Here is a 23104-nt window from a genome sequence, read left to right as displayed (position 1 = left end):
ATCTTAAAGAGTACAACAAGAGGCGATCGCTTCGGTAGCAATATCTTCTAATCCCACAGACTCCAACAAGTTTTTCCAATCAGCTGCCAACGTTGTATCTCGGAGTTTAGCACGCCTAAGTTCTCCTAAAGTTGTTACAGCATCTTGCCATATGCCTGCTTGAGCATAAAGGGCGACTCGTTGGCGCAGTGTTGCTGTTTGTAAGCGGCGTGTTAAGTCATTTTTCAGGGCGATACGTTGCACTAACCCCTCAACTGCGATTGCCTTATGCCCCGTGCCTATCACTTGGCAATTGGCGGCTGACATCCCAATGATGAACTCCCTACTTTGTGAGGTGTTACCGCAGGCACATGAGCGACAAGTATGATATCCCCATTGGCATCCACTACCCAGCCTTGAGCTTCGACAATTTCACCTGCAGATGTATTGACAAAATTAGGATTTTGTAATTTTTCTCCCTCTCTCCCTCTCTCCCTCTCTCCCCCTTGGTACAGCAGTGAGTCGCCAATCTTCCCACACGGCATCGCTGTTGAGTGTGTTGTTGGGAGAAGGAGGTAAACCACCACGTCCGGTATAAGTGAAGCTACTTTTAGCAGTTCTCGCGCAGACATTTTCGTCTACTAAACGGGCGACATCCACCACATCTACTTTTAAAGGAACTAATCCCTTACTGGGATCAACATCAGGTGTGTTGATTTGCAGTGTGCCACTTAAGTCAGGAGTTGCCCCTTTGGCAGTAATATCACTTTGTGGGGAAGGTTCTTTCCTGGGCTGGATACCAAAGATACCAGCAGTATTTTTTATGGTGACATTCCCGCCACGGAAGTTAGCGGAATCAGCACGAATATCGCTATTTTCTTTGGGAACAGCGATGATGAAACCATTTTTAGCATCGATAGTTATGTTACCGCCAGAGATATTGCTTCCACTGGCGTTGGTGGTGATACTACTGCCACGACGTAGTAATAACAAAGGTGAATTGAGAAAGATATTTCCCCCACCTCCAGTAGTATCGGCGTTGATTTTAGCGCGGTTGTCCAACAAGATAGAGTTAGCATCTACAGTCAAGTTGCCAGCTTTCCCGGAATTTGCGCTGCTGACTGTAACTTGTGCCCCATCCCGTGCTACTAACTTTCCTGTACTCAAAGTTAAGTCTCCGCCATTGCCAGCGCCTGTAGTTTCAGCGGATATAATTGAGCCATCGCCAGTGAGGGTAATAGATTTAGGAGCAGTTATTCTTAAGGTTCCACCTTTACCGCTACTACTTGTGGATGCGGATATTTGCGCTTGTTTTTGGAAATTCACCGTTAAAGTTTGCCCATCACCAAGAGGTTGAAAAGTTAAACTCCCAGCGTTTCCAGCGCCAGAGGTGGAGGTAAGAATCTTCCCATCTTCAACACTCAAAGTATTAGCGCTGACTGTGATATCGCCTCCTGTTGAGTTAGTTACAGTTGTGGCGTCTAAAACAGCTCCATCAGTTACCCGTAGGTTGTTAGCTGTAACGCTGATATTACCACCCCGTCCAATTTGACTACTACTGGATGTTCCTGGTAATAGTTCATTACTACCACCACTAGCAGAGCGTAAAGCGCTTCCCTGATTAGAAATGCTGACTGTATCAGCATTCACCTTAATCTCTCCTGCAAATCCATCTCCTAAAGTCTGGGTTTGTACAATTCCAGATTTGGTTATGGAAACTCTAGGGGTGCTCAGTTCAACTCTACCACTGTTACCAATTGCTCCTGGAGCCACCCCGCTTAATATTGAGCCATTGTTAATTGTTATCGAGTCACTAGCTTTGATTGAAATATCACCTGCTTTACTATTTTGTCCAAAGGTAGTTGTGGCGACCGCTGCGCCATTATTAATCATCAGCCTTCCGGTTTCTATTTTCAAGTTACCTGCGCTGCCAGTAGAACCAACGGTTGTTTGGGAAAACACACCTGAAGGAAATACAGTTCCAGAGGGAGGTTTGTCAGTAGTTCCATTTGGAATATAACCGCCAAAGTATGTACCTAGTGGAAGTCCAATAATGTTACCAAAATTTTGTGGAACAATAAATTGAATAGGATTAATACCTTGAGGTATGGTGGTTGTTCCACCACTCAGTTCTACTGTATCAGAAGCCATTAAAGTGATGTTTCCGCCTGCTCCTGTGCTGTGAGCGGAAGCGGATAGTTGTGCACCGTTAGTGAGGGAAATTAAAGGAGCGCTGATTTGAATATCTCCCGCTTTGCCAGAACCAAATGTATCGCTCAATATTGCACCATTATTGAAAACAAAAGGAGCATTGCTCTTGATAGTGATGTTTCCTGAACCTTTTCCTCCAGAAGAGTTAATTGATGTTAGATTACTCCCTTCCCGCTAGAAGATTATCTAGAATGTAGTATAAGGTCAGACATGGCGGTGACAGGGAGAGAAAAGTGGAGAAATTAAGGAGAAGGCGAAAGTTTGAGCTATGCGATCGCCAACTGGACTGGGATTTGTGGCAAAAACTGTACTACAAACACCAACAAGAATATCTGCGTCAAAGATTAGTGGCAATAAAATATTTGTATGAGGGAAAAACGAGAAAGGAGGTGTCAAAATTACTTGGATGTACTTATAAAACCCTAACAACTTGGATAGATAAGTTTCTGATAGGTGGGCTGGTGGAATTGACACAAACAATTAGACACTCTGTACCATGTAGACTAAATTATGACCAACAGCAAGAGTTAAAGAAAATGCTTCTAGAACAAAAACCTATAGATTATGGCGTAGATAGAAATATATGGACGGGAAAAATTATTTGTCATGTGATTAAACAAAGATGGGGAGTTGAACTAAAGGATAGCCGTATCTATGAAATTTTAGATGAATTACATATGTCACATCAAAAAGCGCATAGAGACTATGCTAATGCCGATCCAGACAAACAAGCTGGATTTGTGTCCACTCTAAAAAAAAATTAATAAATCGGGAAAAGACGGAGAAAGTTGTATTTTTTGACGAATTTGCAGTTTACGCTCGTCCCAGTATATTTTACGCTTGGGCAGAGAAGAACACTCGTCCTCAAGTACCTAGTAATGAACGTAGCCAGCGTCAAAAACTGAATGGAATGATTTGTATAGATGCTGTTACAGGAGAAGAATATTTAAGATTAAAAGAACACTCCAAAACAGAAGATGTATCTGGTTACTTCGCCGAATTCTGCTTAGATGGCGTGAAACAGGGGGTGACAAAGTTAACTGTTATTTTAGATAATAATTCAACTCACAAACAAAAAATGCGTTCTCAGTTAAAAGTGCATTTATCAGAACTTTTGATTCAAGATAAGATTGAAGTTGAGTTCATTGATACTCCACCTTACTCGCCGAATTTCAATCTCGCTGAATACATTATTCATCTTTTAAGATTGATGGTATTACATCACCAACCTTTAGATATCACTTTACAGAAAGTCCGAGAAAAACTAGAAAATTTATTATTACTTAACCATGTGCAAACTCCTGAACAAATCCAAAACACTCTAGAACACATTTACAGCTTAGTTAGGTAATCTTCTGACTGTCTAAATGTAATTGTTAAAATTTTGACGTGTATATTCTGTTAAGATTTGTAGTATAGTGCTTCACCGCCAATCTCAATTCAGTTGGCGCTCGCCCCCAGGAAGACTGCAAACGGAGTTTGCATTGCTCTAACCCAAGCGCTCCTTAGGGCGATCGCATAGCTCAAATTTTCCTCTTCTCCTTAATTTCTCCACTCTTGTCTCCCAGTATACATTCTGTATGACTTTATCCTACATTATAGGTAATCTTCTAGCGGGAAGGGAGTAATGGTATCTGTGGCGCTCAATGTTATCGTTCCCCCAGTACTTCCTGTTGAAAGGGAGTAGGAGTACAGATGTTGTGTATTAATATTACCACCTGCTTTGAGTGTTATCGCTCCCCCTATACCTGAGGAGGCGTTGGAGTTGGAGTACAGATCTCCTGTATTAATATAACCACCTGCACTGAGTGTTATCGCTCCCCCTGTACCTTCTTTGTCTCTGCCGTTGGAGGAGGAGTCCAGATTTTGTGTATTAATATAACCACCCGCACTCAGTGTTATCGCTCCCCCTGTTTTAGTTGAAACAGTAAAGTTGGAGTTGGAGGAGGAGTCCAGATTTTGTGTAATAATATAACCACCCGCACTCAGTGCGATCGCTCCCCCTGTACCCGCTATACCTGACTGACCAGCACTAGAAGAGGAGTTCAAGTTTACTGTATTAATATTACCACCTGCACTGAGTGTTATCGCTCCCCCTGGATGATCTGCCATACCTGAGCGGCGGAAGGAGTAGGAGTTCAGGTCTTGTCTTGCATCAATATTACCACCAGCTACCAGTGTTATCGCTCCCCCTCTACTTATAGAACCTAAGTCTGAGTAGGATGAGGAGTAGGATTCTAATTTTTGTGTATCAATATTACCACCAGCCAATAGTGTTATCGCTCCCCCTGTGCCCGCAGAACTTGAGTTGGCGTTGTTCTTGGAGTAAGAGAGCAAATCGCCAGTAGTGGCAATGTTGCCACGAACGGCATTTATGGTAATGTCCCCACCATTACCACCTGTACCTACGTCGTTAGAGCTTGAGTTAGATGCCAAAGAGCCAGTTGTAATGTCTCCCAAGCCAGCAGTTAGCTGAATCTTACCCCCATTTTTGGCGATACCTTGTTCAGAGTACGAAGAAGAGTTCAAATTTCCTGTAGTTACGCTACCATTAGCTTCTAAGCGAATCGCGCCTCCAGAACCTGCTGTGTTATTACCACGCGAGAAAGAGTACAAATTTTGGATGTCAATATTGCCGTTAATAGCTTTCAAGTCAATAGTACCTCCATCGGATTCGGTTATAGCATCATTGTTTTGTGTTCCATTGATGCTGATAAGTTGAGTTTTGATATTCCCCGACTCGGCTTGAGAGCTAACTATCCCCCCGATCCCGTTAAACGGTTGTAGGACAACATTTTTCAGCGTAATTCCCTGTGGCACATTTGAGTTACCAGAGGCTAGTGCATTTTCAGAATTGACACCGACTTGAGCCAAAGTACTTTGTCCGGAACGCAAAATTAGCGCTGAAGTTTTGCTTAAAGTCTCAGTATCTGTTTTGGGAAGCAACTCAGTTGTACCCGGTTTAATGATATTGATATCGCCGCCAAAGCGAATATTCCCTTGAGATTCAACGTAAAGCGATGCGCCTGTATAATTTGCTGCAATATCTACATCACCTACTGCGCTGATAACAGGAGTGTTCTGAGAGCTAATATTTGCTAAACCAGATACACTACCAATACTGAGATTTCTTCCGGAAAATAGCTGACCTGACAACTCAAGTTTATCAGCCACGAGAGTCAGGTCTTGCTTTGATGCTAAATTTCCAGTACTTGTAATAGTTGCTTGTGGTTTGGATGGTCCATACTGCAACCCTGGTGTAATATTTACCGTCAGCAATGGCGGTGCGTCTGGATTGGTGGCGCTGAAAGTGCTGTTATCAGGAAATTTCAAACTACTTGCAGTCGTCGCCAGAAATGAGCCGCCAATATCTAACCGGGCATTGGGACCAAATACAATTCCATTGGGATTGAGTAGAAACAGGTTTGCTGAACCATTAGCACGAATTAAACCATCAATATTAGAAATCGCTCCACCCGTAACTCGCGTTAAAATATTCTGAATATTTTGAGAATTGTTAAAAAAAGCTGTAAAGCCAGTGGGTACAGAGAACTCTTGGAAAGAGTGGAACAGATTAGCGCCTCTTGTGGTTCCACCCTCGATAATTCTAGTATTGCCCTCTAATTTCACATTAGAATTATTCGGGAGAGTGCTATCCGGCGTGATTTGGGCAATAGCGCAATTAGCACAGAGTATTATTGCACCAACGAACTGACTTGTTAGGACAAGCGCGAGCAACGAAGCGCAACGCGGGTAAGCGAGCGCAATTCCTAGCCCTTTGAAACACCCCAAACGTACATTTTTGCCCAACATTACATCCCTCTAAATAAGTAGAAAAAGTTTTCGCAGTCCAATGCCGTATGCCCATGTTAAGGAGTACAACAAGGTGCGATCGCCTCCGTAGCTATATCTTCTAATCCCACAGACTCCAACAAATCTTTCCAATCAGCCTTCAACGTTGCATCTTGGGGTTTAGCACGCCTAAGTTCTCCTAAAGTCGTTACAGCATCTTGCCATATCCCTGCTTGAGCATAAAGGGCAACTTGTTGACGTGGTGTTGCTGTCTTTTGGCGACGTATTAACTCATCTTTCGGGGCGATGCGTTGCACTAATCCCTCAACTGCGATGTCATCTGACCGACTTTGAGGGTTACAATCAATCAAAAAGTACCAGTGATAATATTGTCCAATTTTGAGCGGTATCTCTGTTGTGGGAAGGTTAACGCTAATGACTCCGGGCGTGTTGGATAGAGTAATCGGAATTGGTTGTTTGGTGACAGAGTTATTTTTTTCATCCAGCAAGACAAATTTTACTGAGTTTATATTCTTGGGTACATAGGGAACGTAAAACCAAAAAGTTGGATGTTCAGATGTAGTTAAGCTTAAAACATATTGTGTGTTGGCTGTGCCTGTTGTGACTTGCTTCTGATTTGCGGTTTTTGACATCAAAGGAACCAAGGCTGTGAGAGGTTTGTTCGCAACTGGACAATCACCGCGAGTTCCTGCACCTTTTCTGTCTCTCGGTGCACCCCGATTTTCTGGTTGCTTTTCTAAGGTTGGCTGAACAAAACGTATTCTTGGGGTATTTAATTGCTGAGATTGTGCTGCTAATTGCGTGAAACTAACTAGTAGAAAGGTGGTACTCAACAATAATGCAGTTTGTGGTGAAAGAAAGCTACTTGTAGTCATAATTCAATTCTCAATCGTTTACAGTTATTTTTTTGTTAATTGTTTTTTGTGAATAAACTTTCGTATTTTTTTACACCTATTCCAGTGATTACTAATCCCAGTGCAGAGGGAAGGAAGGGTATCCAACCCCCGTACAGCAAGAGGAGAAAACACCAACCGTAGAGAGTGAGTAATTCTGCACTGATGAAAATTGCAAGTTTTAATTGTGACCGACTGTATACAGCGACTATTCCTGTTAATAAACACCAGCCGCCAATCCACAGAAATTCACCCCATGCAGGCAAAACCCATAGTAGCGGTCCGTGGTCTAAAACAGCACTCAGAATTTGACTAACCATATGTGCGTGCAGCAGTACTCCTGGAATTTCCTGGTATGGGGTAGTCGCCGCACTATAGGGTGTGAAAAAATAATCTTTAGCGCTTTGTGAGTCAACGCCAATCAGGACAATCTTATCTTTAACCAAGTTGGGGTTTAATTCACCATTCAGGACTTGTGCGACACTGACTTGTTTAGCAATCTGTTGTGAGGAGCGATAATTGAGCAGTATTTGGTGTCCCTTTGCATCGAATTGTTGATAAGCACCCGTGGGGACATCTATCGGTTTAAAAACGACTTTGCCAAGTTGCAAGTAGCCTTCGTTAGTAATATGAAATTGGATGCGACGTTTATCTAGATATAGATATTGTCGTGCTAGTTGAAAGCTAAAGGAGTAGCCAGACTTGCAAGGTGATTCCAGGTCTGGTGTCATAGATAGTAGATGGCGACGGATAACTAAATCGCTATCAAACACAACATCACTAAAACCTATGCGGTTCGTTGGAATTTCCGGTGGTGGTGAAATCCCAACTTCTTGTTGTTTACTACCGCTGACTTGACAGATACCAATAAAGCTATTGTTTGTTCGCAAACGAGTTGCTAAATCTGGATATTGAGAATCTACCGGAAAATCTCGATAGATATCCAAACCAATAACTCTTGGTTTGTATGGTTCCAATTTCTGCAATAGTTCTTGTAGTGTAATATCTGATAGTGATGATTTTTGTCTTTGTTTTTGAGCCTGAATATCTGCTTCTGTGACAGTAATCACCAAAAGACGTTCATCCGCACCTTCGTCAGGTCGCATCCGCATCATTGAGTCGAAAGCTGATAGTTCCCATTGTTGCATAAAGCCGAGTGATCGCACTCCCACAATGAAGCCAGTTATGATGACACTCACTATCAATGCGGTTTGTAGATTCCGCACTGTCAATTTAGGGGGAGGAGTTGTGTTAGTTTGACCACATAATTCTTGCCAAGTGAGAGTCTCTTCCGCTGGATTTTGACAAATCACAGGTAACCAAGAAGCACCAGGAAAATCATCTTCCAAACCCTGCAATCTTGAGCGTGCGTAACGCACCGCTAAATAAAAAGATTGACCACCAGAAAAAGCTCCCAAAAAATGTTTGACAAATTCTTGTGCAACTAAATCTGGTATATCCTCCCGCATAACAATAATTTGGGAGATGTGCAAATCAGTTAACTTTTTTGCTAATTCTAACCCATTACATGAATTGAAAATAGCAATTTTTAAACCGCGTGCAATTGCATATTTTAACGCATATTTGAACTCGCTTATTGTTAAACTGCTGGTTGAATTTATATGTATCTTACCTTTATCACCTTGGCTATAACTGTGTCCTGCAAAAAATAAAATATCCCATCCTTGTTCGTTCCAAAGCCATCTATCCAACTCCTGACGTGAAGGCTCTACTAAAAACACCGTTGATGCATGGGGCAATTGTTCGAGAATTTTTCTATCTTCTTGGACATCAATTCCTTCACTATTACCCAAAACTGCCAAAATTCTCACTTGATTTATTTTCAGTTTGGGTAATGATTTCACGCGCTCATATTTTGGAGTACTTATGGCTACTTCACATAATTGATAACGTTCAATAAAATTCCACAAATGCCAAGGTAGCCGTCGTAGGAGACTATCACTTGCTTCAATAATGACCTGAAATTCTTCGTCTAAAGCCAATCGCCCTCGTAATTCTTGGTCGATTGGGCGAAATAAATCAGAATTGAACCAAGAATTGATTGCTTCATATAACTGTTCTTGAACTTCGCTAAAATCGACTTCACTAACGTTATTTAAACCAGTCAATTCTATTTCAAGTCCAGAACGCAGTAATCGTTGATGAAGTGCCTGATATATTAATTGAAAGCGTTTATAGAGTTCAGTAATTTCTGGTGCAGGAGGTAAACTACCTGTAAATTTTATTGGGCGAGAGTTATTAGTTTCCCACAATTGTGTAGTCACAGGAGAAAAGCCATCGTTTAAGTTACCTTTTTCTAAGTTGATAACAATTAACTTACTCATATTTAATTATAAGTCAGCTATGAGTCTGGACAGAATACAGACCATTTTAATATATATTAAAAGTGTTTATTTGTTAATATCTCATGACTTTAAAATACCAATTAGCTAATATCAGATTCGCTTAAACACTTATAATATCTGTAGGTTGGAAAGCTGTCATTTGCGCTGCCTCTCCAACCTACATTAAGAAATTTTCTTACAAGTAATCACCCGAAATTGACATAATTTCAAATAGAGAAATTTTCGATCATGCTGGAATCATTAAGAATCAGCTTGATAGAAAAGCTGGTTCCAGTTAAACCTTTAAAACGATTAAGTTGAATGTAGCTATCTCGACTTCTCGATTGAATTTGTTGTAAAATGTTATTTGATTCTAAAAGCAGAAGTTTGAGATTTTGCGGTAGATATTTCTCATTACCAGTCGGATGAACTTGTACAAGAATACCAATTTTTTGATCTGCTTCCTGAGAAAGAGCAAGCATTAGTGCTAGAGATTGCCCTCCCAATTGCATCCCTAAATCAATAAGTTTAACTCCATTGACACCTGTTTTCTTAGCTGTGGAAGAACTTCTGAACTCAAATGCTAAATTTCCTAGCTGTGAATTTAAAACTTCATCAATAGATTGCCAACCTGCTGCAAATATCTGTTGGAACCATTGACTGAGGTTCACATTTTTAAGTGGAGAGTCTACAGGAATGGAATTTACTGCTTCTGTATTTAGTGGTGAGGATGTCTCTGCTGTAGATACGGTATTTTTCTCTTCACCTAAACGTTGATTATATAGTTGTTGTCGCCATTGTTCGTTGGAAATGAGTGCCGCCCACTGAGCAAATGGTACATCAAAACGCAATCTGGGAGAATAAACAGATGTATCGCTCAATGTCTGTAATAAGTTTTGGGCTTCTACTGCTGACAAAGTAACTGTAGGTGGAAGTTGTTCTTGCCAATGCAGTCCCAGTGTAGCAAACAGCAAGGTGAAGTTTTCAGTTAACTGTTCTATGGGTAAAGAATAAGTGCGATCGCTCTCGTTATATCTGCCTTGGTTCTTCAATTGACGATGAGTGGTAAACCCACATAACCGCATACTCGAATCATCATCATCTTCATCTAAATTTACCTGCACCGAGATGTAATAGTCAGCCGCCCAACTGTTAATATCTATCCATTCCTGCGGTACACGCAATTCTTCTATATCTAGAATTTCAGTTGGTACTAACACTATCCGGATTTCACCCACCTTAATTGCTGTGCCATTGACTATTTCTAAAAGACTAGGTAAGCTTTCCTCACAAGGAAATACCTCTGCGTGTAACGTAGATTCTTCTGTCAGCCGTTCTTGAAACCAATTCAGTAAGTGACTCAAGCAGACGCGATTGAGATAAGCATTGTAACAAGCAATTGGATTCGAGTGACACTGAGAAAACTGCCATGCTTCTTCTTGTGTGTCTCTTTCTAACTGCAACCAAATATGCTCAGTGTCAATATTTACGAAATCTGATAAAGTTAACATTTTTTCCTCTCTCTTAATCAATCTTAGCTAGCTAGTATTTATTCTGAATGTATATCTCAAGCAAGGAAATCTTCTCTTCTAGCTCTATTTCTTTCTTCCCAGATTTCGATACAGTTTTTAAAACTGATTGAACTAGAGATTTATAGTAGTTGCTTAACCATTTTTCTAAATACTCTTTGATCAAAATATTTATCTCATGCATCAACTTATATTGCAATTGATTTCTTGCCTTGGTAAGTCTTCTAGTTATTTCATCAAGATGAATACCTAAATGAGAAGCAACTTTGTCCTCATCCATTCGCTGTCCGTAATAAAGTTGTAAAATCTCGCGCTCTTCGCTTGTTAACTTCTTGATACCTGACACCAAAGCTGCTTGAATCAAGTCTGAATGTACAGGTGCGTGGTACTCTCTTTCTAACCATTTTTCTACATACTGTTGAACCCATTGTTGAGGTTGAGAAATTCTTGCTAAGGTTTCCAGTAATTGGATTGTGGATTTCGCAAGATAACGAGAAATTGTACTTTGATTAATTCCCAGTCTATTCGCTAGCTGTTTTTGATTGAGTCCGAAACCATAATAGAGAAGTAAAATTTTCTGATAATCTGGTTTCATCGCTTGCAGTTGCTCAGATAAAACCGAGTTAGCTTTCTTTATGAGATATTCTTGATTTTCACTTGTCTCTTCAATGGCTGATATGCTTTGCCATTCAACTTTCACAACATCAGCCTGTGATTCTGATTTAGCTATCATACTATCAGACTGCAAAGCATCAAGTGAAAACTTCGGTAAAATTGACTTCGGATAATTTTCTAAGGCTCTAATGCAAATCTCCATCCAATATTGAATTTGTTTTGCGGTCACTTTAGTAGGGTTAGCAGATACCTCATGAGGTGCGGTTGGTAATACTTTTTCTGCGTTATAACATTGAGCAGATTGTTCAAAATATTCTTGGTCTGGATCTATCCATTTTTTACCTGTACTTCTCGCCGAATTTTTAATTTTGTTAACTAAATAAACTTGTTTAAAATATTTTCTAGCAAAAATAAATTGCGAAATTTTTGGTTCTCCAATCCCTAATACTTCTAGTGCTTCTTTTAGTTCTTTATCACTTTTCTTATATAGCAATCGCCAGCGCGAAAATTGACTTACCTTTGCTGAGGATTTAATATGATTTGTCAAGGCGTGACCTATATATGTATCTAAATTCGCATTCTGGGAATTATATTTAACTAAAATATCCCTTAATTTCAGCGGATTGTAAACTAGCAATCTAGCAAGATACAAATATTCTTCCCAAGAATTGGCGTTACAGTTTTTAGATAAATCTTTAGCAGTCCAATAGCATCTTTCCTCAAAGTAACTTGCTAAATGTTCATAGGCAAGTTGTGTTTTATTCTCTGGCTCCCAGTCTGCTATTAATTGTGATTCGTTAAGTGCTATCTGACGCCAAAAATGTGCTACATCTATCCCTTTATCCTGCTGGCAGAATAAATTATAAAACTCTTCATGTTTTGCTTCATATAACTTCAAATTACGTTGCAGAGAAGGTTGATGTTTCCATTGCAAGGTTAATCGATTATTTTGGTTGTATATCACAATACAGGTAGAAAATTTATTAAAATTATTATCCCGCTTTGGTAGTACAGGGATACTGTCCAATTTGGTAAAATTAAGCATCTTGGTTTTTTTCTCCCTAGTGGTAAACAACAAACTGAATGTACACAATATGTAAGTATTAACTACATTGCCTTGGTTTGTGTGATTTTAGCTTTACTAAACTTATAGAGAGCAAAGCAAAGTAATTATGCAGTTTGTAGCCATTATAAAAACTTGAGAGTAGAAATCGGTCAGGATGCTTATAATTTTACAAAACCCCTAGCCCTTGCAGGGCGGCTGCGCCAACGGGGTAGGGAACAGCTCATGTGGGAACGCTTAACAGTGATAAAAAATGCGCGTTGTGGGTTTAAAGCTGCACTTAAAAAAAGAATGTTTTTGCAGCTATATAAGGATCTAGAAGGAAAGCTTCTAAGCTTAACTTCCATAGCACCAATCGAAGAAACTTAGCTTTCAAACACGTCAGACTCTTTGTCACGCTGTCAGCCTAAGGGGTAAAAATTTGGCAGAGTGGGCAACAGTTTTGCTGAGTTTTGACTCCAAATACACCTATTGGGACTTAAACAAAAATCAAGCCCAAATATAGCCCAAACTGGCTTTATAAGAAGCGAACAGGTCACGATTTAGGGTCAGCCAATCGAAAAATCGATAAGACATGGCTGTTCTGAAAGCCTCTAAAGCTTCAGTAAAAGTGTTCAAAGGTTTGTTTGCCCACCTGCGCCTTAAGCCGCCTGTCATCTGATGCCAAAGAATAAAAGTATAGGCACAGAATACCAAAATAAAGTGTCTGGCATCACCGTGCCAAAACGGGAAAATTGTACGCTAAGGCTGAAACCGTTGTCCTACAATTGTTTCAGACCTGGAAACAAGTGAGTTAACTAATACTTGTATAATAAGCTACTGGTTGAAAACTGTTTACCCTCAGTTTGTTGGTGCAGAGTAGTATGTATTCTCTGCACCTTGAATTTAAGTTTTTATAAAAAGTATTAGTTATTGTATAAAAGAAAGTTACATACCGAAATTATTCGGAAAAATTAGGCAGACTCTTAAACGCTAATTGTGCTACTTCTTCAGCACGTTGTGACGTTACTTCTTGATACCGTAATGTTGTCTGAATGCTTTCATGTCCCATAAGCGCCCTAAGTTCTTCAATCCCCATTAATCCCACTCGCTCTGTAGCAAAAGTGTGCCGTAGGTCGTGAATACGAATTTCTTGGAGTTCTGGAGTTTTCCCAATTAGATTTGTCCAGGACTTATGCATCATACGGTATGAAAGGCGGGAGACTTCTAAAGTCTTTGGCTGTTGAGCAGTAAACAGCGCTGGATGATTGGGGTGCCGATAATATTTGATGTAGTGATTTAGACTCTGATTCGCTACTTCACTGTAAAAACACCACCGTTGCTTGTTGCCTTTCCCAATAACCTGAAATTTCCGGGTGTTGAAGTCTATGTCATCTAAATTTAGAGCCAATACCTCAGTAATCCTAGCGCCACTGGTATGCAACAAACGCACCAGTGCAAACATCCGCGCATCTTTTTTGATAATGCGATACAGGATACTTAATTGGTTAGGAGTAAGATAACGCACTAGTTCATCCGTAGCATATTCTCCTTTGTTTTGACTGGGTTTGCGTCTTGTGAGTCCTGCAACCGGATTGGATTTGAGATATCCCATATCAACAGCAAAATTGAACAAAGCCGTGATGACAGCTTGATGACGGTGGTGGGTAGTATAGGAAACATCAGTTAGATGATTGAGATATTCTACTAAAATTTGTCGGTCGATGATTTCTATTGACCATCGACCATACTGCTTGAGTAAGGGGATAATCGTAGACTCATAGGAACGTAGAGTACTTTTGGCTAGTCCCGGACGTTCTAAAAACTCGGTGGCTAAAGCTGCTAAAGTTATCATTACTTTAGAGGGGCTTTTTGCAATTTATTTGAATAAAAGTATATTTATTAAATTATCATTAACAAATATATTTTTAGATATATTTTGATGGTTGTAACAAAACATTCGACGCTTCCAAAGGGGGAAGAAGGGCTTGCTAATTACGTCCAGAGATTGCGGGGTCAGCTTTCCTTAACCCAAAAAGAGTTGAGTTTCAAAGCTGGAATACATATCCAGACAATCCGCAAAATTGAGGGTGGACAAACGAATAGGCTCAATCAAAAGGCTAAAAGTGGTCTGGCTTCTGCGTTGGGAATACCACCGGAGTACCTGGATGCAGCGGCGAAGAAAGTCTCTCCAGAAACAATAGCTACGTTAAAATTTTGTCCGAAATGTTGGACTCCAGGAACCACCCCTGACCAAATGTGGACTGACTTACGGTCGAAGTATTGCTTTGCTTGTGCTACAGCCTTACGGAATCGTTGTGTTAGTTGCAATGAACCTATTATGTCGCTGAAATTTAAATTTTGCCCTTACTGTGGCACTTCTTACAAACAAAATCAAACCATTTCTTAAAACCGAATATATAGGTAATCTAATTGGCAACTCGCGAACTTTTATCTCCGGCACAGCGGCTGCAATTTACTGAAATTTTTAATTCTATAACTACAAGAGATATAGCTCGCTACTATACTTTTAGTAATGACGAACTCAAAATTATAAAAGAGCGTCGTAGACCACACAATCGTCTTGGTTTCGCCGTGCAGTTGTGTTACCTACGCTTCCCCGGTCGTGTTTGGAGTTTAGGAGAAATAGTACCAGAATCTGTACTGTTTTATATTGCATCTCAATTAAAACTTGACCCGGCAATAATAACAGAGTACTCCCAAAGGGATACAACTCGACGCGAACATTTAGCAGAAATTCAAAAGAATTTTGGATTTCGTTCTTTTGGTACATCTACATATAAGCAACTCTCAAAATGGTTATTACCATTTGCTATATCCTCAGATAAAGGAATGGCGCTTGTGGGAGCATTAATTAAACATCTCCAAAATAGAAGTATTTTGTGGTAAAAGAGTATAAAATTAGCTTTATTACCACAAAAAATGAGCGATATATTAGGTTATATTAAAAAAAATCATCAGGAAACGCAGCGGTTAGTTGGTCTCAAGTATGAGCAACTAGAACAACTAATAAAACAGGCGATCGCCTTACATACCCAAAAGCAAGAAGAAGTCGAAGCACAGAAAGTTAGAATCATAAATAAAGGAGGAGGTCGTAAAGTAAAGTTATCGACGGAGGAGCAAATTCTGTTAACATTGGTATATTTGAGACATTTGACAACATTTCAGTTGCTAGGTATCCAGTTTTGCATGATGTGAATCAACCGCGAACGATACATTTAACTACTGGTTGCCACTTCTAGAAGAACTTTTGCCATCTAGTTTACGCCGAACTTGTAAAAAAAAACGCTTCGGACTATGAAATTGTTCAAGAAGTTTTAACCGACTATGAACTAATAGTAGATAGCGCAGAACAAGCTAGAGAGAGACCTGGAGAGTATAAAGAACAGAAAAAGTATTACTCTGGGAAAAAGAAAAACCATACATTTAAAAATCAAATTACTGTTTTACCAGATGGCAAAGATATTGTTGATGTTATCGCGGGAGAACCAGGACCAAAAAGTGACATAACTTTATTTCGCCAAGGACAGAAAGATTTTGACGTCCATCAAAAATTTCAAGGGGATAAAGGTTATATTGGAGAGCCATCAATTAAGACTCCCATGAAAAAACCGAAGCATAGGAGAACTAAGCGAATCCCAAAAAAAGAAAAATAAAGAAATGGCTTCCGACCGAATATTTGTAGAACATTTAATTCGTATATTGAAAATTTTCAGAGTTGCTTCTGAAAGATTTCGATTAAACCCAAGTAAATATGAACAAATAATCATGACGATATGTGGACTTGTAAGATTCCGAATAGGAGCATTAGTTATGGCACTATAAAACAGTGCGAAATTCCTAGGAAAAATTGATATCCTAACTTGTGATTTTTTCCTGGTTATCAATCAGTAACTATCTTAAACCCTTATTTTTACGTTGAAACTGGCTGATATTTGAAGTTGGCCTTCTGTGACTCAAGTCCAGTATTAGAGTGGTATTGGCATTTTTCGGAGATGTCTATTGATGAGATGCGTTTGTGCCAGATTGTTATTCCAGCTATTTCTACTGTAGAGCGTTTGGCGTGGGAAGTTCGGCATCGCGCTCAAAAATTAGTGTGTATTGAATTAACAAATAATTTACTGGAGTTTAGACTAAGACATGAAAAACGACCCAGTACCAGTGGGTTAATAAGGTTTTAATTGAAAGGTGAGAGAAACTAAAGATTTAAGCGGACTCTGGAGTGGGTTTGCGTGACTTAGAAGTCCTTTTTTTGACTGAAGGGTAAGGAATTCTACGTTTACGTTCTTTCCCAGGTTTCCAACCAGAGGACTTTCCGCGAGGTTTGGGAGAACGGGTAGGAGTACCAATCCCCGCTAAAATACTCCCCATCGCCTGGGCAACCCTTCCAGGGGTCAAATTGTCTAATGACTTTTGCCAAGGCAAAGGATTGTCTGCAACGATATCACGAGCTAGCCACAACTCCCAAGTGATCATGGGCATGAGTTCGCTCCATCTCTCACACTGTTTTGGTGTACTGAGCTTGGGTAAAGTCCAATGGAGACGCTGTTTAATAAATCGATACCAATGGTCAACCGCAAAACGTCGTAGGTAAAGCCGGCAAATTTCTGACAGAGGAAGCATTTCTTCCCCAACCCAAGCTAGCCATAATGGTTTTGTTACTCGTAACGAACCATCTTCTTTAAGTCGTTCAACTTGTATTAACGACATCGGATGTTTTGCTGCGGCTCTAAAGTGTAGATTGTGCCAAACACGAATTCGTATCCGACCAAGTTTCGCATCGTTTTGTTCTAAAATTTGAGCGGGTGTTGTCCAAGTATTCGTATCCAAGAGCTTGAACTTACTACCATGAATGCGAGGTCTACCCCTACCAGAGTAAGCGGGTGGAGAACTCCACAAACATAGGTTAGAGCGCAATCGCATCAATTTATCTGCTTTAATACTAGCAGTTTTTAAGACAAAAGGCGCACATCCATACTCGCTGTCCCACAGACTGATTGGGCGTGAGGGCAAATACTTACATACCTGTTTGAGTTGCCACACTGCCTTCGATATTGGACTTTCCCAACTGGTTATTCTTTCATGCCGTAATGGTATTGCCCAACTCCCCGAATCTTCTGGCACCCAAACAATTGTACTATAGCCTTCACCTGGCGCAACTGGTTTATTGTTTATGATTCCAGTACAATAATGTTCACTTGTACGGTCTTGTAACGTTACTGCATGAGGTCTTGCCCAAGCTGTATGGTCTCCTGCTAGTATAATTCGTGATTTTTCTGGCACTGCTGGTATTTGTTCAATGTATAGTCGCATCAACTTGTTGCGTTGTGGTCTTGCATCTTGTACTGCTTCATAAACACTCGACCACTTGCGTCGAAATACAGGTGATAACGATAGCTCTGCAATACTATATACTTTACGCGTCAGCATGATCGCGTCTTTTAGTTCAAACATTGCATCATGCGCTCGACACAAATTGTTATATGCAGCTTGACGAAATGCTTTTAATCTGGCAAAAGAATCCATAACGGTTATTGAGAGTTGGTTGTGCTTCTCTCATCTTCCGTTGAAGGGAGTTTGCTTTAACCGCAGACTCCTTCTTAAAAGTTTTAGTAACAATTTACACGCATTTGTTGAGCGCAATTGCAAGGGAGTGCAGACGCAATCATGCACATCGTCTGCTTTAAGTCTCAAATTCAATAATAATGATAATCAAATAGTGGAGGGCGGGAGAGAAGCGAGCAATGCTCGCTTCTCTCCCCTCTTGTACAATTATTATTATTGTATTTGAAACGTCACTAACGTACTACATCGTTTGAAAGAATTACGAATCAGTTGAGACTGACTCGTTCGTATTTTTAACGCGTAATTTTCAGTTGACTTACATTCCTTTATATCGCTTTTAGTCTAAACTCCAGTAAGGAAGCAATCTCACAGTCTTGTTCTTTTGTAACTCGTGCGTAAGTCCTAACAAAATTATTCATATCTGAACGGTCGAAATTACTTTTAAGATTGCGTACGTTTTGCCACACCTCAATCGGCTTCTTCATAATCATTTACAAACAACCTCTAAGTAATGCACGATCGCTTCTGCAGTTGAGGAATTAGTTGCAACGAGAAGATTGTTGATATTGCACAATCTTAACAAAGCTTCCTCATTTGCCTGACCGGGTTGAGGCATCAACAAGTCTCTCAAGAAGATAACTGCTAGTAGATCTCCTGAAGAAACCATTGAAGCGATTGTTTGATATCCTCCAGATGTGGCTGCAGGAAGTTGTTGCGAGATCGTTATGCCACTTTGTTGAGCTACCAAATCGCTTATTGAAGATGATGCTAGGGTAAGGCACTTTGAGAAAAACTTTTGATGCTGAGCAACAATCTCTGCCAATTCCGATTTCTTACTGTCGTGAGCAATGAGCACTACGTATTTATCAATAAATTCAGGCGTTTCGCTCTCGATAACATCTTCAGCAACATCTGGAGATTTAACAACAACTTCGGGAGATTCTTCGATAGCAGGTTGTTCGATTTGTTGGGATTGTGGAGTGGTTTGCTCTGTGACATCATCAGTCACTGCCACAACTTCTTGCTCTAACTCTTGTGTTGCGATCGCGTTTTGTGAAACTTGGTTGTCTTGTTCTGGTGGCACAAGGGATATAAGTTCATTCGTTTGAGCATCAATCGGTTCTTCAGTGGCTGGTTGTGCTTGTCGAACGACGACTTCGACAGCTAGTTCTTCAGTAGCAGGTTGAATAGATTGTTGGGAATTTGGTGTAATTTGCTCTGTGACATCATCAGTCACTGCCACAACTTCTTGCTCTGGTTGTTGTGTTGCGATCGCGTTTTGTGAAACTTGGTTGTCTTGTTCTGGTGGCACAAGGGATATAAGTTCATTCGTTTGAGCATCAATCGGTTCTTCAGTGGCTGGTTGTGCTTGTCGAACGACGACTTCGACAGCTAGTTCTTCAGTAGCAGGTTGAATAGATTGTTGGGAATTTGGTGTAATTTGCTCTGTGACATCATCAGTCACTGCCACAACTTCTTGCTCTGGTTGTTGTGTTGCGATCGCGTTTTGTGAAACTTGGTTGTCTTGTTCTGGTGGCACAAGGGATATAAGTTCATTCGTTTGAGCATCAATCGGTTCTTCAGTGGCTGGTTGTGCTTGTCGAACGACGACTTCGACAGCTAGTTCTTCAGTAGCAGGTTGAATAGATTGTTGGGAATTTGGTGTAATTTGCTCTGTGACATCATCAGTCACTGCCACAACTTCTTGCTCTGGTTGTTGTGTTGCGATCGCGTTTTGTGAAACTTGGTTGTCTTGTTCTGGTGGCACAAGGGATGTAAGTTTATCAGTTTGAGCATCAATCGGTTCTTCAGTGGCTGGTTGTGCTTGTCGAACGACGACTTCGACAGATGGTTCTTCAGCGGTGGGTTGGATGTGTTGCTGCAATTGTGGAGTGATTTGCTCCGAGACATCATCAGCCACTACTGGAACTTGTTGCTCTAACTGAGGTGTTGCCAGCGTGCTTTCAGAAATTTCGTTAGCTACCTGCGCTGACTGAATGAATGTATATTCATTAATCTGAGTATAAGTTACTTCTTCGCTGACTGGTGCAACTTGCGGATTGACTACTTCGGAGGCTTGTTCTTCAGTGGTAAACTGACCGATATGTTGAGGATCTGGAGTTCTTAAGTTGGGCACTTCCTGAGCAGCTACTTCCGGAACTTTCTCCTCTTGTTTTGGTAGAGGAGGAATTTGCTGGTTTTGCAAACTATTTGAAACTACTGGGGCATCTATGACTCGAACAACTGTTTCCGGTAAGTCAGGAGAACTCATTTCTTCTAACATGAGAACGAACTCTCCGAGGCGGATAACGTCTCCAGGTTTCAGAACATATTTTTGGTTTGTCTCAGCTATCTTCCCGTTAACAAGAGAGCCGTTTCTACTGCCAAGATCGCAGTAGTAGTAATCTCCATTTTGAAGAAAGAACTTGCCATGCAGTCTACTGACATCGGGACTGTCCAGAACTAACCCAGAATTAGGTGAGCGACCAATTAAGCACTCTCCTTCCATTCTGATTGTTAGGAAAAGGTCAAGTTCCTGGAATTCACTTAGTGTCTGTGAATTAAGAACTTTTAATTTCATAGTATTCTTTGATTAATTTTATTAATTTCTGCTACCCAACTCTGACGAGTGTTGTGTTCTAAACTCAAAATATCATCTTGCGACCAATGAAAATGGTAAGCAACGAAAGCTACCTCCTCATATAATTTATCAGAGGGGTAGCTTATGACTCCCCCGATAGCTCTAGTTTCACAGAAAAATCAGCGTTGCAATGAGGACATTGGGTAGGGATGTGTGCATTCCCTTGCTGGTTGACTCGATTGTAAAATTCTCTAAGATAAGCAATATCACGTAGAATCAGGCGTTCTAATAATTCAGGAGCTACTGAAGTTAGACTTCCCAATCGAGTAATCACTCGTGAAAGCATGATTAATGGACTGTAGGCTGGATTCTCTTGAACTTTTGGATCTTTATGCACCAAAATTTCATCTTTTGCAGTAGCCAAACGCATCACTCCCTGACGATGCACTCTGTTTTGGTCATCAATTAGACCTTGGGGTAAGGTAAAGGTAAATTCAGTGTAAAGAGTATCTTTCCGGCGCATAAGTCAAGGCAAATTAGAGAATACTTTGTTCAATGATGAGTCAGTTGAACAGAAGAGTTGGCAGTTTCTTCTGATACAATAAGTTCGCCCTCCAAACCATTAATTTTACGATAAAAATTCTGGAGGTAATTCACATCTTGAGCAAAAAAGTTTTCCACTATCATAGGAGACACTTCAGATAATGCTCCTAGGCAAGTAATGACTCGCGACAGGATAATGATAGTAGCATAGGCTGGGTTAGATGCAACACGGGGATCGCGCAAGGGAATAATTTCATCCATAGCTGTTGCTAGTCGCATGACCCCTTTGCGGTGGACGTTGTTGTCAGTATCTAAATAGCCCTTCGGCAATGTAAATTCAAACTCTGTTTGAAACATATGGCTTCCTTACTACATTGTGCGCTTAAAGCCCTCAAAAGCAATTTCTAGTTCTTCCAACGCCAACTCATTACTGCGAGCATTGACATCAGAAATTTTATAATTGGTTGGCCAAGCCCCACTTAACTCATATCTTGCTTTTCTTTGTGTTGCTTTATTAAGAATATTCAAAGCAAGATCTTGACGTTGGTTAGCCCAGTTACCCTCTTGAACAGCTTTAAACCAGTTCCAAAATGTTAGCGAGTTACTTGCACCTCTACGCAAAGTCAAATTGCCAATTTTGACATTGCCAGGAACTTTAGTTCTAACTGGAAGACCTTTCTGTGCTTGACCCCACTTGTTAGAAGTGACTTCACAAACTTCAATGACATCCTGCGTGCATTGAAATCCCTGGCACTCAAGAAAGACAGCATCAGCCTGCCCGGAACCATCTAATATGAGTTCTAGGTAGAAATTATGGGCAGTGAGAAATTCAATATTTGATAGTGTAGCCATTGTTTACCACTCACTTTTTACTGCTTGCGTTGTGTACCTCCCCAGTAAGTTAGTTCTATCTGTTGAGTCATAAATCCAGTTCCAGAAGCGTCAAAGCCTGTAAACGTTTGGCTAGTAGGGTAGCACTGTTTTAATTCCCATTTTGCTCCTATACTAGTGTCTGATATATAAGACACTAACGAACCACTTTTTATATTGCTCATGACCTTATTAGCTCCTGCATTTGAACTGCATTTTTGGAGCCATTCATCAAACTTTTTATTCTTATCCTCTACATAGATAGTGATGCTTAGAGTACCCTTCTCTGGAACACTAGGGATGGATTGATCTACTCTCTTACCAGGACCCATGTTGCCTATAATCGTATTATCAGTCGTTTGTGTTACACTTTTTACACCATCGACTGATTTGATAGTAACTTGCATACCATCTATTTCGAGAACAAATCTATTAGCCGTTAAATATTCTGTGTTAGAGGGCATATCTAGACTCCTTACAACTCATTAGGACTGACGCGGTAACATGGAAATGCAAAGACGAGGAGATTGTAGAATGATAAGTGATTATCCGAATCCCCAAGCCTATGCAAAAAACACAAACGCAGTAGATTGCCTGGTGACAAACTATAACTTCAGTTGAGGGTAGTTTGGTGGCTTACCAAGCTACCCTAAGTAGACCTCAACGTAAAAGGGGTTCGGAAATATCTCGGCTTGATGTTGGGTTTCACTTCGTTCTACCCAACCTACGAATGATAAAATTCAATACCCTTTTTGTGGTGGGCTGTACTAAGTCAATTAATGAACTTTCCAGGCAAAGTTTAATCTATAATTTGGTCTGCAATACTAGTAGTCCACCACAGCAACTTTGACGGGTTGATGAGGTGAAAAAATTCTTACTCTCCCCCAGCTTCCCCTACTTCCCCTACTCCCCCTGCTTGCCTTAACCCGGCAATTTTGGGTTGGTCGAGCACTAGTACAGCACGGCGTAAATAAACCAAGTATTAGACAGCTAACACTTTACCCTTATATGTCCACTGAAAAGGTTTAGCCATTGTTTTATTAAAGTAGTCGATAAATTCAAGAATTCGGGTTTTTAGGTCATCCTGACTCTTGAAG

18 protein-coding genes and 3 pseudogenes are annotated in these 23104 nt (G+C 40.4%); 5 read left to right on the top strand and 16 right to left on the bottom strand.

All coding sequences use genetic code 11. From position 1 onward, the window contains the following. Window positions 1-3 precede the first annotated feature (3 nt). Both DP114_RS33900 and DP114_RS33895 read right to left on the bottom strand, forming a co-directional pair. Window positions 4-306 (bottom strand): DUF928 domain-containing protein, encoded by a 303-nt coding sequence (locus DP114_RS33900; RefSeq protein ID WP_169267079.1) that lies wholly within the window; start codon window positions 304-306, stop codon window positions 4-6. 129 nt (window positions 307-435) lie between these two features. Further along, window positions 436-2259: an autotransporter outer membrane beta-barrel domain-containing protein gene (locus DP114_RS33895; RefSeq protein ID WP_169267080.1), complete on the bottom strand. Its 1824-nt coding sequence runs from the start codon at window positions 2257-2259 to the stop codon at window positions 436-438. A 164-nt stretch (window positions 2260-2423) separates the two neighbouring features. Here DP114_RS33895 and DP114_RS33890 point away from each other — a divergent pair. After that, window positions 2424-3541, top strand: a protein-coding gene (locus DP114_RS33890; RefSeq protein ID WP_171978416.1) for an IS630 family transposase whose coding sequence is annotated in 2 segments (ribosomal slippage) — window positions 2424-2942 and window positions 2945-3541 — 1116 coding nt in all. Because the reading frame shifts where the segments join, the coding sequence is not laid out codon by codon here. A gap of 245 nt (window positions 3542-3786) precedes the next feature. On the opposite strand, the gene DP114_RS33885 is transcribed toward DP114_RS33890, so the two are convergent. The 7 genes and pseudogenes from DP114_RS33885 to DP114_RS33855 form a co-directional block, all read right to left on the bottom strand. Continuing rightward, entirely contained in the window at window positions 3787-6003 is a 2217-nt protein-coding gene (locus DP114_RS33885) for a two-partner secretion domain-containing protein (protein ID WP_169267082.1), read from the bottom strand. 56 nt (window positions 6004-6059) lie between these two features. After that, entirely contained in the window at window positions 6060-6878 is an 819-nt protein-coding gene (locus tag DP114_RS33880) for a DUF928 domain-containing protein (protein WP_169267083.1), read from the bottom strand. Window positions 6879-6913: 35 nt separating this feature from the next. Next, a complete protein-coding gene (locus DP114_RS33875) occupies window positions 6914-9241 on the bottom strand; it encodes a CHASE2 domain-containing protein (protein WP_169267084.1) in 2328 nt (775 codons plus the stop codon). A gap of 227 nt (window positions 9242-9468) precedes the next feature. Next, entirely contained in the window at window positions 9469-10752 is a 1284-nt protein-coding gene (locus DP114_RS33870; protein ID WP_169267085.1) for a DUF1822 family protein, read from the bottom strand. 31 nt (window positions 10753-10783) lie between these two features. Continuing rightward, a complete protein-coding gene (locus DP114_RS33865) occupies window positions 10784-12430 on the bottom strand; it encodes a sigma-70 family RNA polymerase sigma factor (protein WP_169267086.1) in 1647 nt (548 codons plus the stop codon). 507 nt (window positions 12431-12937) lie between these two features. Continuing rightward, window positions 12938-13156: pseudogene (locus tag DP114_RS33860) on the bottom strand (IS701 family transposase); the annotation flags it as partial. A 232-nt stretch (window positions 13157-13388) separates the two neighbouring features. Next, complete coding sequence (locus tag DP114_RS33855) at window positions 13389-14282, bottom strand: tyrosine-type recombinase/integrase (protein WP_169267087.1); 894 nt, start codon at window positions 14280-14282, stop codon at window positions 13389-13391. 87 nt (window positions 14283-14369) lie between these two features. On the opposite strand from DP114_RS33855, the gene DP114_RS33850 reads away from it, so the two are divergent. From DP114_RS33850 to DP114_RS36165, 4 genes and pseudogenes are all read left to right on the top strand, one after another. Continuing rightward, window positions 14370-14837 carry a double zinc ribbon domain-containing protein gene (locus DP114_RS33850; RefSeq protein ID WP_169267088.1) on the top strand — a complete coding sequence of 156 codons (468 nt, stop codon included), beginning with the start codon at window positions 14370-14372 and terminating at the stop codon, window positions 14835-14837. 23 nt (window positions 14838-14860) lie between these two features. After that, window positions 14861-15331, top strand: a pseudogene (locus DP114_RS33845) (DUF4158 domain-containing protein); the annotation flags it as partial. A 39-nt stretch (window positions 15332-15370) separates the two neighbouring features. Further along, the gene (locus DP114_RS36170) at window positions 15371-15646 is read left to right on the top strand and encodes a helix-turn-helix domain-containing protein (RefSeq protein ID WP_318284575.1); all 276 of its coding nucleotides are present in this window, start codon (window positions 15371-15373) and stop codon (window positions 15644-15646) included. Window positions 15647-15750: 104 nt separating this feature from the next. Next, window positions 15751-16273, top strand: a pseudogene (locus tag DP114_RS36165) (HARBI1 family protein). Between the two features lie 381 nt (window positions 16274-16654). Here DP114_RS36165 and DP114_RS33830 read toward each other — a convergent pair. The 7 genes from DP114_RS33830 to DP114_RS33805 all read right to left on the bottom strand — a co-directional run bounded on the left by DP114_RS33830 (window position 16655) and on the right by DP114_RS33805 (window position 22471). After that, complete coding sequence (locus tag DP114_RS33830) at window positions 16655-17974, bottom strand: NF041680 family putative transposase (RefSeq protein ID WP_169267089.1); 1320 nt, start codon at window positions 17972-17974, stop codon at window positions 16655-16657. Window positions 17975-18500: 526 nt separating this feature from the next. Continuing rightward, window positions 18501-20594 carry an FHA domain-containing protein gene (locus tag DP114_RS33825; protein ID WP_172195422.1) on the bottom strand — a complete coding sequence of 698 codons (2094 nt, stop codon included), beginning with the start codon at window positions 20592-20594 and terminating at the stop codon, window positions 18501-18503. Next, entirely contained in the window at window positions 20591-20740 is a 150-nt protein-coding gene (locus tag DP114_RS36160; protein WP_318284576.1) for a DUF6760 family protein, read from the bottom strand. Before DP114_RS36160 ends, DP114_RS33825 begins: the two co-directional genes overlap by 4 nt. Then, a complete protein-coding gene (locus DP114_RS33820) occupies window positions 20737-21117 on the bottom strand; it encodes a phage tail assembly protein (protein ID WP_169267091.1) in 381 nt (126 codons plus the stop codon). The genes DP114_RS36160 and DP114_RS33820 overlap by 4 nt, the downstream gene beginning before the upstream one ends. 29 nt (window positions 21118-21146) lie before the next feature. Next, entirely contained in the window at window positions 21147-21494 is a 348-nt protein-coding gene (locus DP114_RS33815) for a hypothetical protein (protein WP_169267092.1), read from the bottom strand. Between the two features lie 12 nt (window positions 21495-21506). Then, window positions 21507-21989, bottom strand: coding sequence for a phage tail protein (locus DP114_RS33810; RefSeq protein WP_169267093.1), 483 nt, complete (start codon window positions 21987-21989; stop codon window positions 21507-21509). Window positions 21990-22006: 17 nt separating this feature from the next. Continuing rightward, window positions 22007-22471, bottom strand: coding sequence for a phage tail protein (locus DP114_RS33805; protein WP_169267094.1), 465 nt, complete (start codon window positions 22469-22471; stop codon window positions 22007-22009). Window positions 22472-23104 lie beyond the last annotated feature (633 nt).

It is taken from the genome of Brasilonema sennae CENA114, from assembly GCF_006968745.1.
Lineage (GTDB): Bacteria > Cyanobacteriota > Cyanobacteriia > Cyanobacteriales > Nostocaceae > Brasilonema > Brasilonema sennae.
This window is presented reverse-complemented; position numbering and strand designations above follow the sequence as displayed.

Coding starts and splice junctions, on each gene's coding strand:
- DP114_RS33900 (WP_169267079.1), bottom strand. CDS start 306: ATGTCAGCCGCCAATTGCCAAGTGATAGGCACGGGGCATAAGGCAATC.
- DP114_RS33885 (WP_169267082.1), bottom strand. CDS start 6,003: ATGTTGGGCAAAAATGTACGTTTGGGGTGTTTCAAAGGGCTAGGAATT.
- DP114_RS33880 (WP_169267083.1), bottom strand. CDS start 6,878: ATGACTACAAGTAGCTTTCTTTCACCACAAACTGCATTATTGTTGAGT.
- DP114_RS33875 (WP_169267084.1), bottom strand. CDS start 9,241: ATGAGTAAGTTAATTGTTATCAACTTAGAAAAAGGTAACTTAAACGAT.
- DP114_RS33870 (WP_169267085.1), bottom strand. CDS start 10,752: ATGTTAACTTTATCAGATTTCGTAAATATTGACACTGAGCATATTTGG.
- DP114_RS33865 (WP_169267086.1), bottom strand. CDS start 12,430: ATGCTTAATTTTACCAAATTGGACAGTATCCCTGTACTACCAAAGCGG.
- DP114_RS33855 (WP_169267087.1), bottom strand. CDS start 14,282: ATGATAACTTTAGCAGCTTTAGCCACCGAGTTTTTAGAACGTCCGGGA.
- DP114_RS33850 (WP_169267088.1), top strand. CDS start 14,370: ATGGTTGTAACAAAACATTCGACGCTTCCAAAGGGGGAAGAAGGGCTT.
- DP114_RS36170 (WP_318284575.1), top strand. CDS start 15,371: ATGAGCGATATATTAGGTTATATTAAAAAAAATCATCAGGAAACGCAG.
- DP114_RS33830 (WP_169267089.1), bottom strand. CDS start 17,974: ATGGATTCTTTTGCCAGATTAAAAGCATTTCGTCAAGCTGCATATAAC.
- DP114_RS33825 (WP_172195422.1), bottom strand. CDS start 20,594: ATGAAATTAAAAGTTCTTAATTCACAGACACTAAGTGAATTCCAGGAA.
- DP114_RS33820 (WP_169267091.1), bottom strand. CDS start 21,117: ATGCGCCGGAAAGATACTCTTTACACTGAATTTACCTTTACCTTACCC.
- DP114_RS33815 (WP_169267092.1), bottom strand. CDS start 21,494: ATGTTTCAAACAGAGTTTGAATTTACATTGCCGAAGGGCTATTTAGAT.
- DP114_RS33810 (WP_169267093.1), bottom strand. CDS start 21,989: ATGGCTACACTATCAAATATTGAATTTCTCACTGCCCATAATTTCTAC.
- DP114_RS33805 (WP_169267094.1), bottom strand. CDS start 22,471: ATGCCCTCTAACACAGAATATTTAACGGCTAATAGATTTGTTCTCGAA.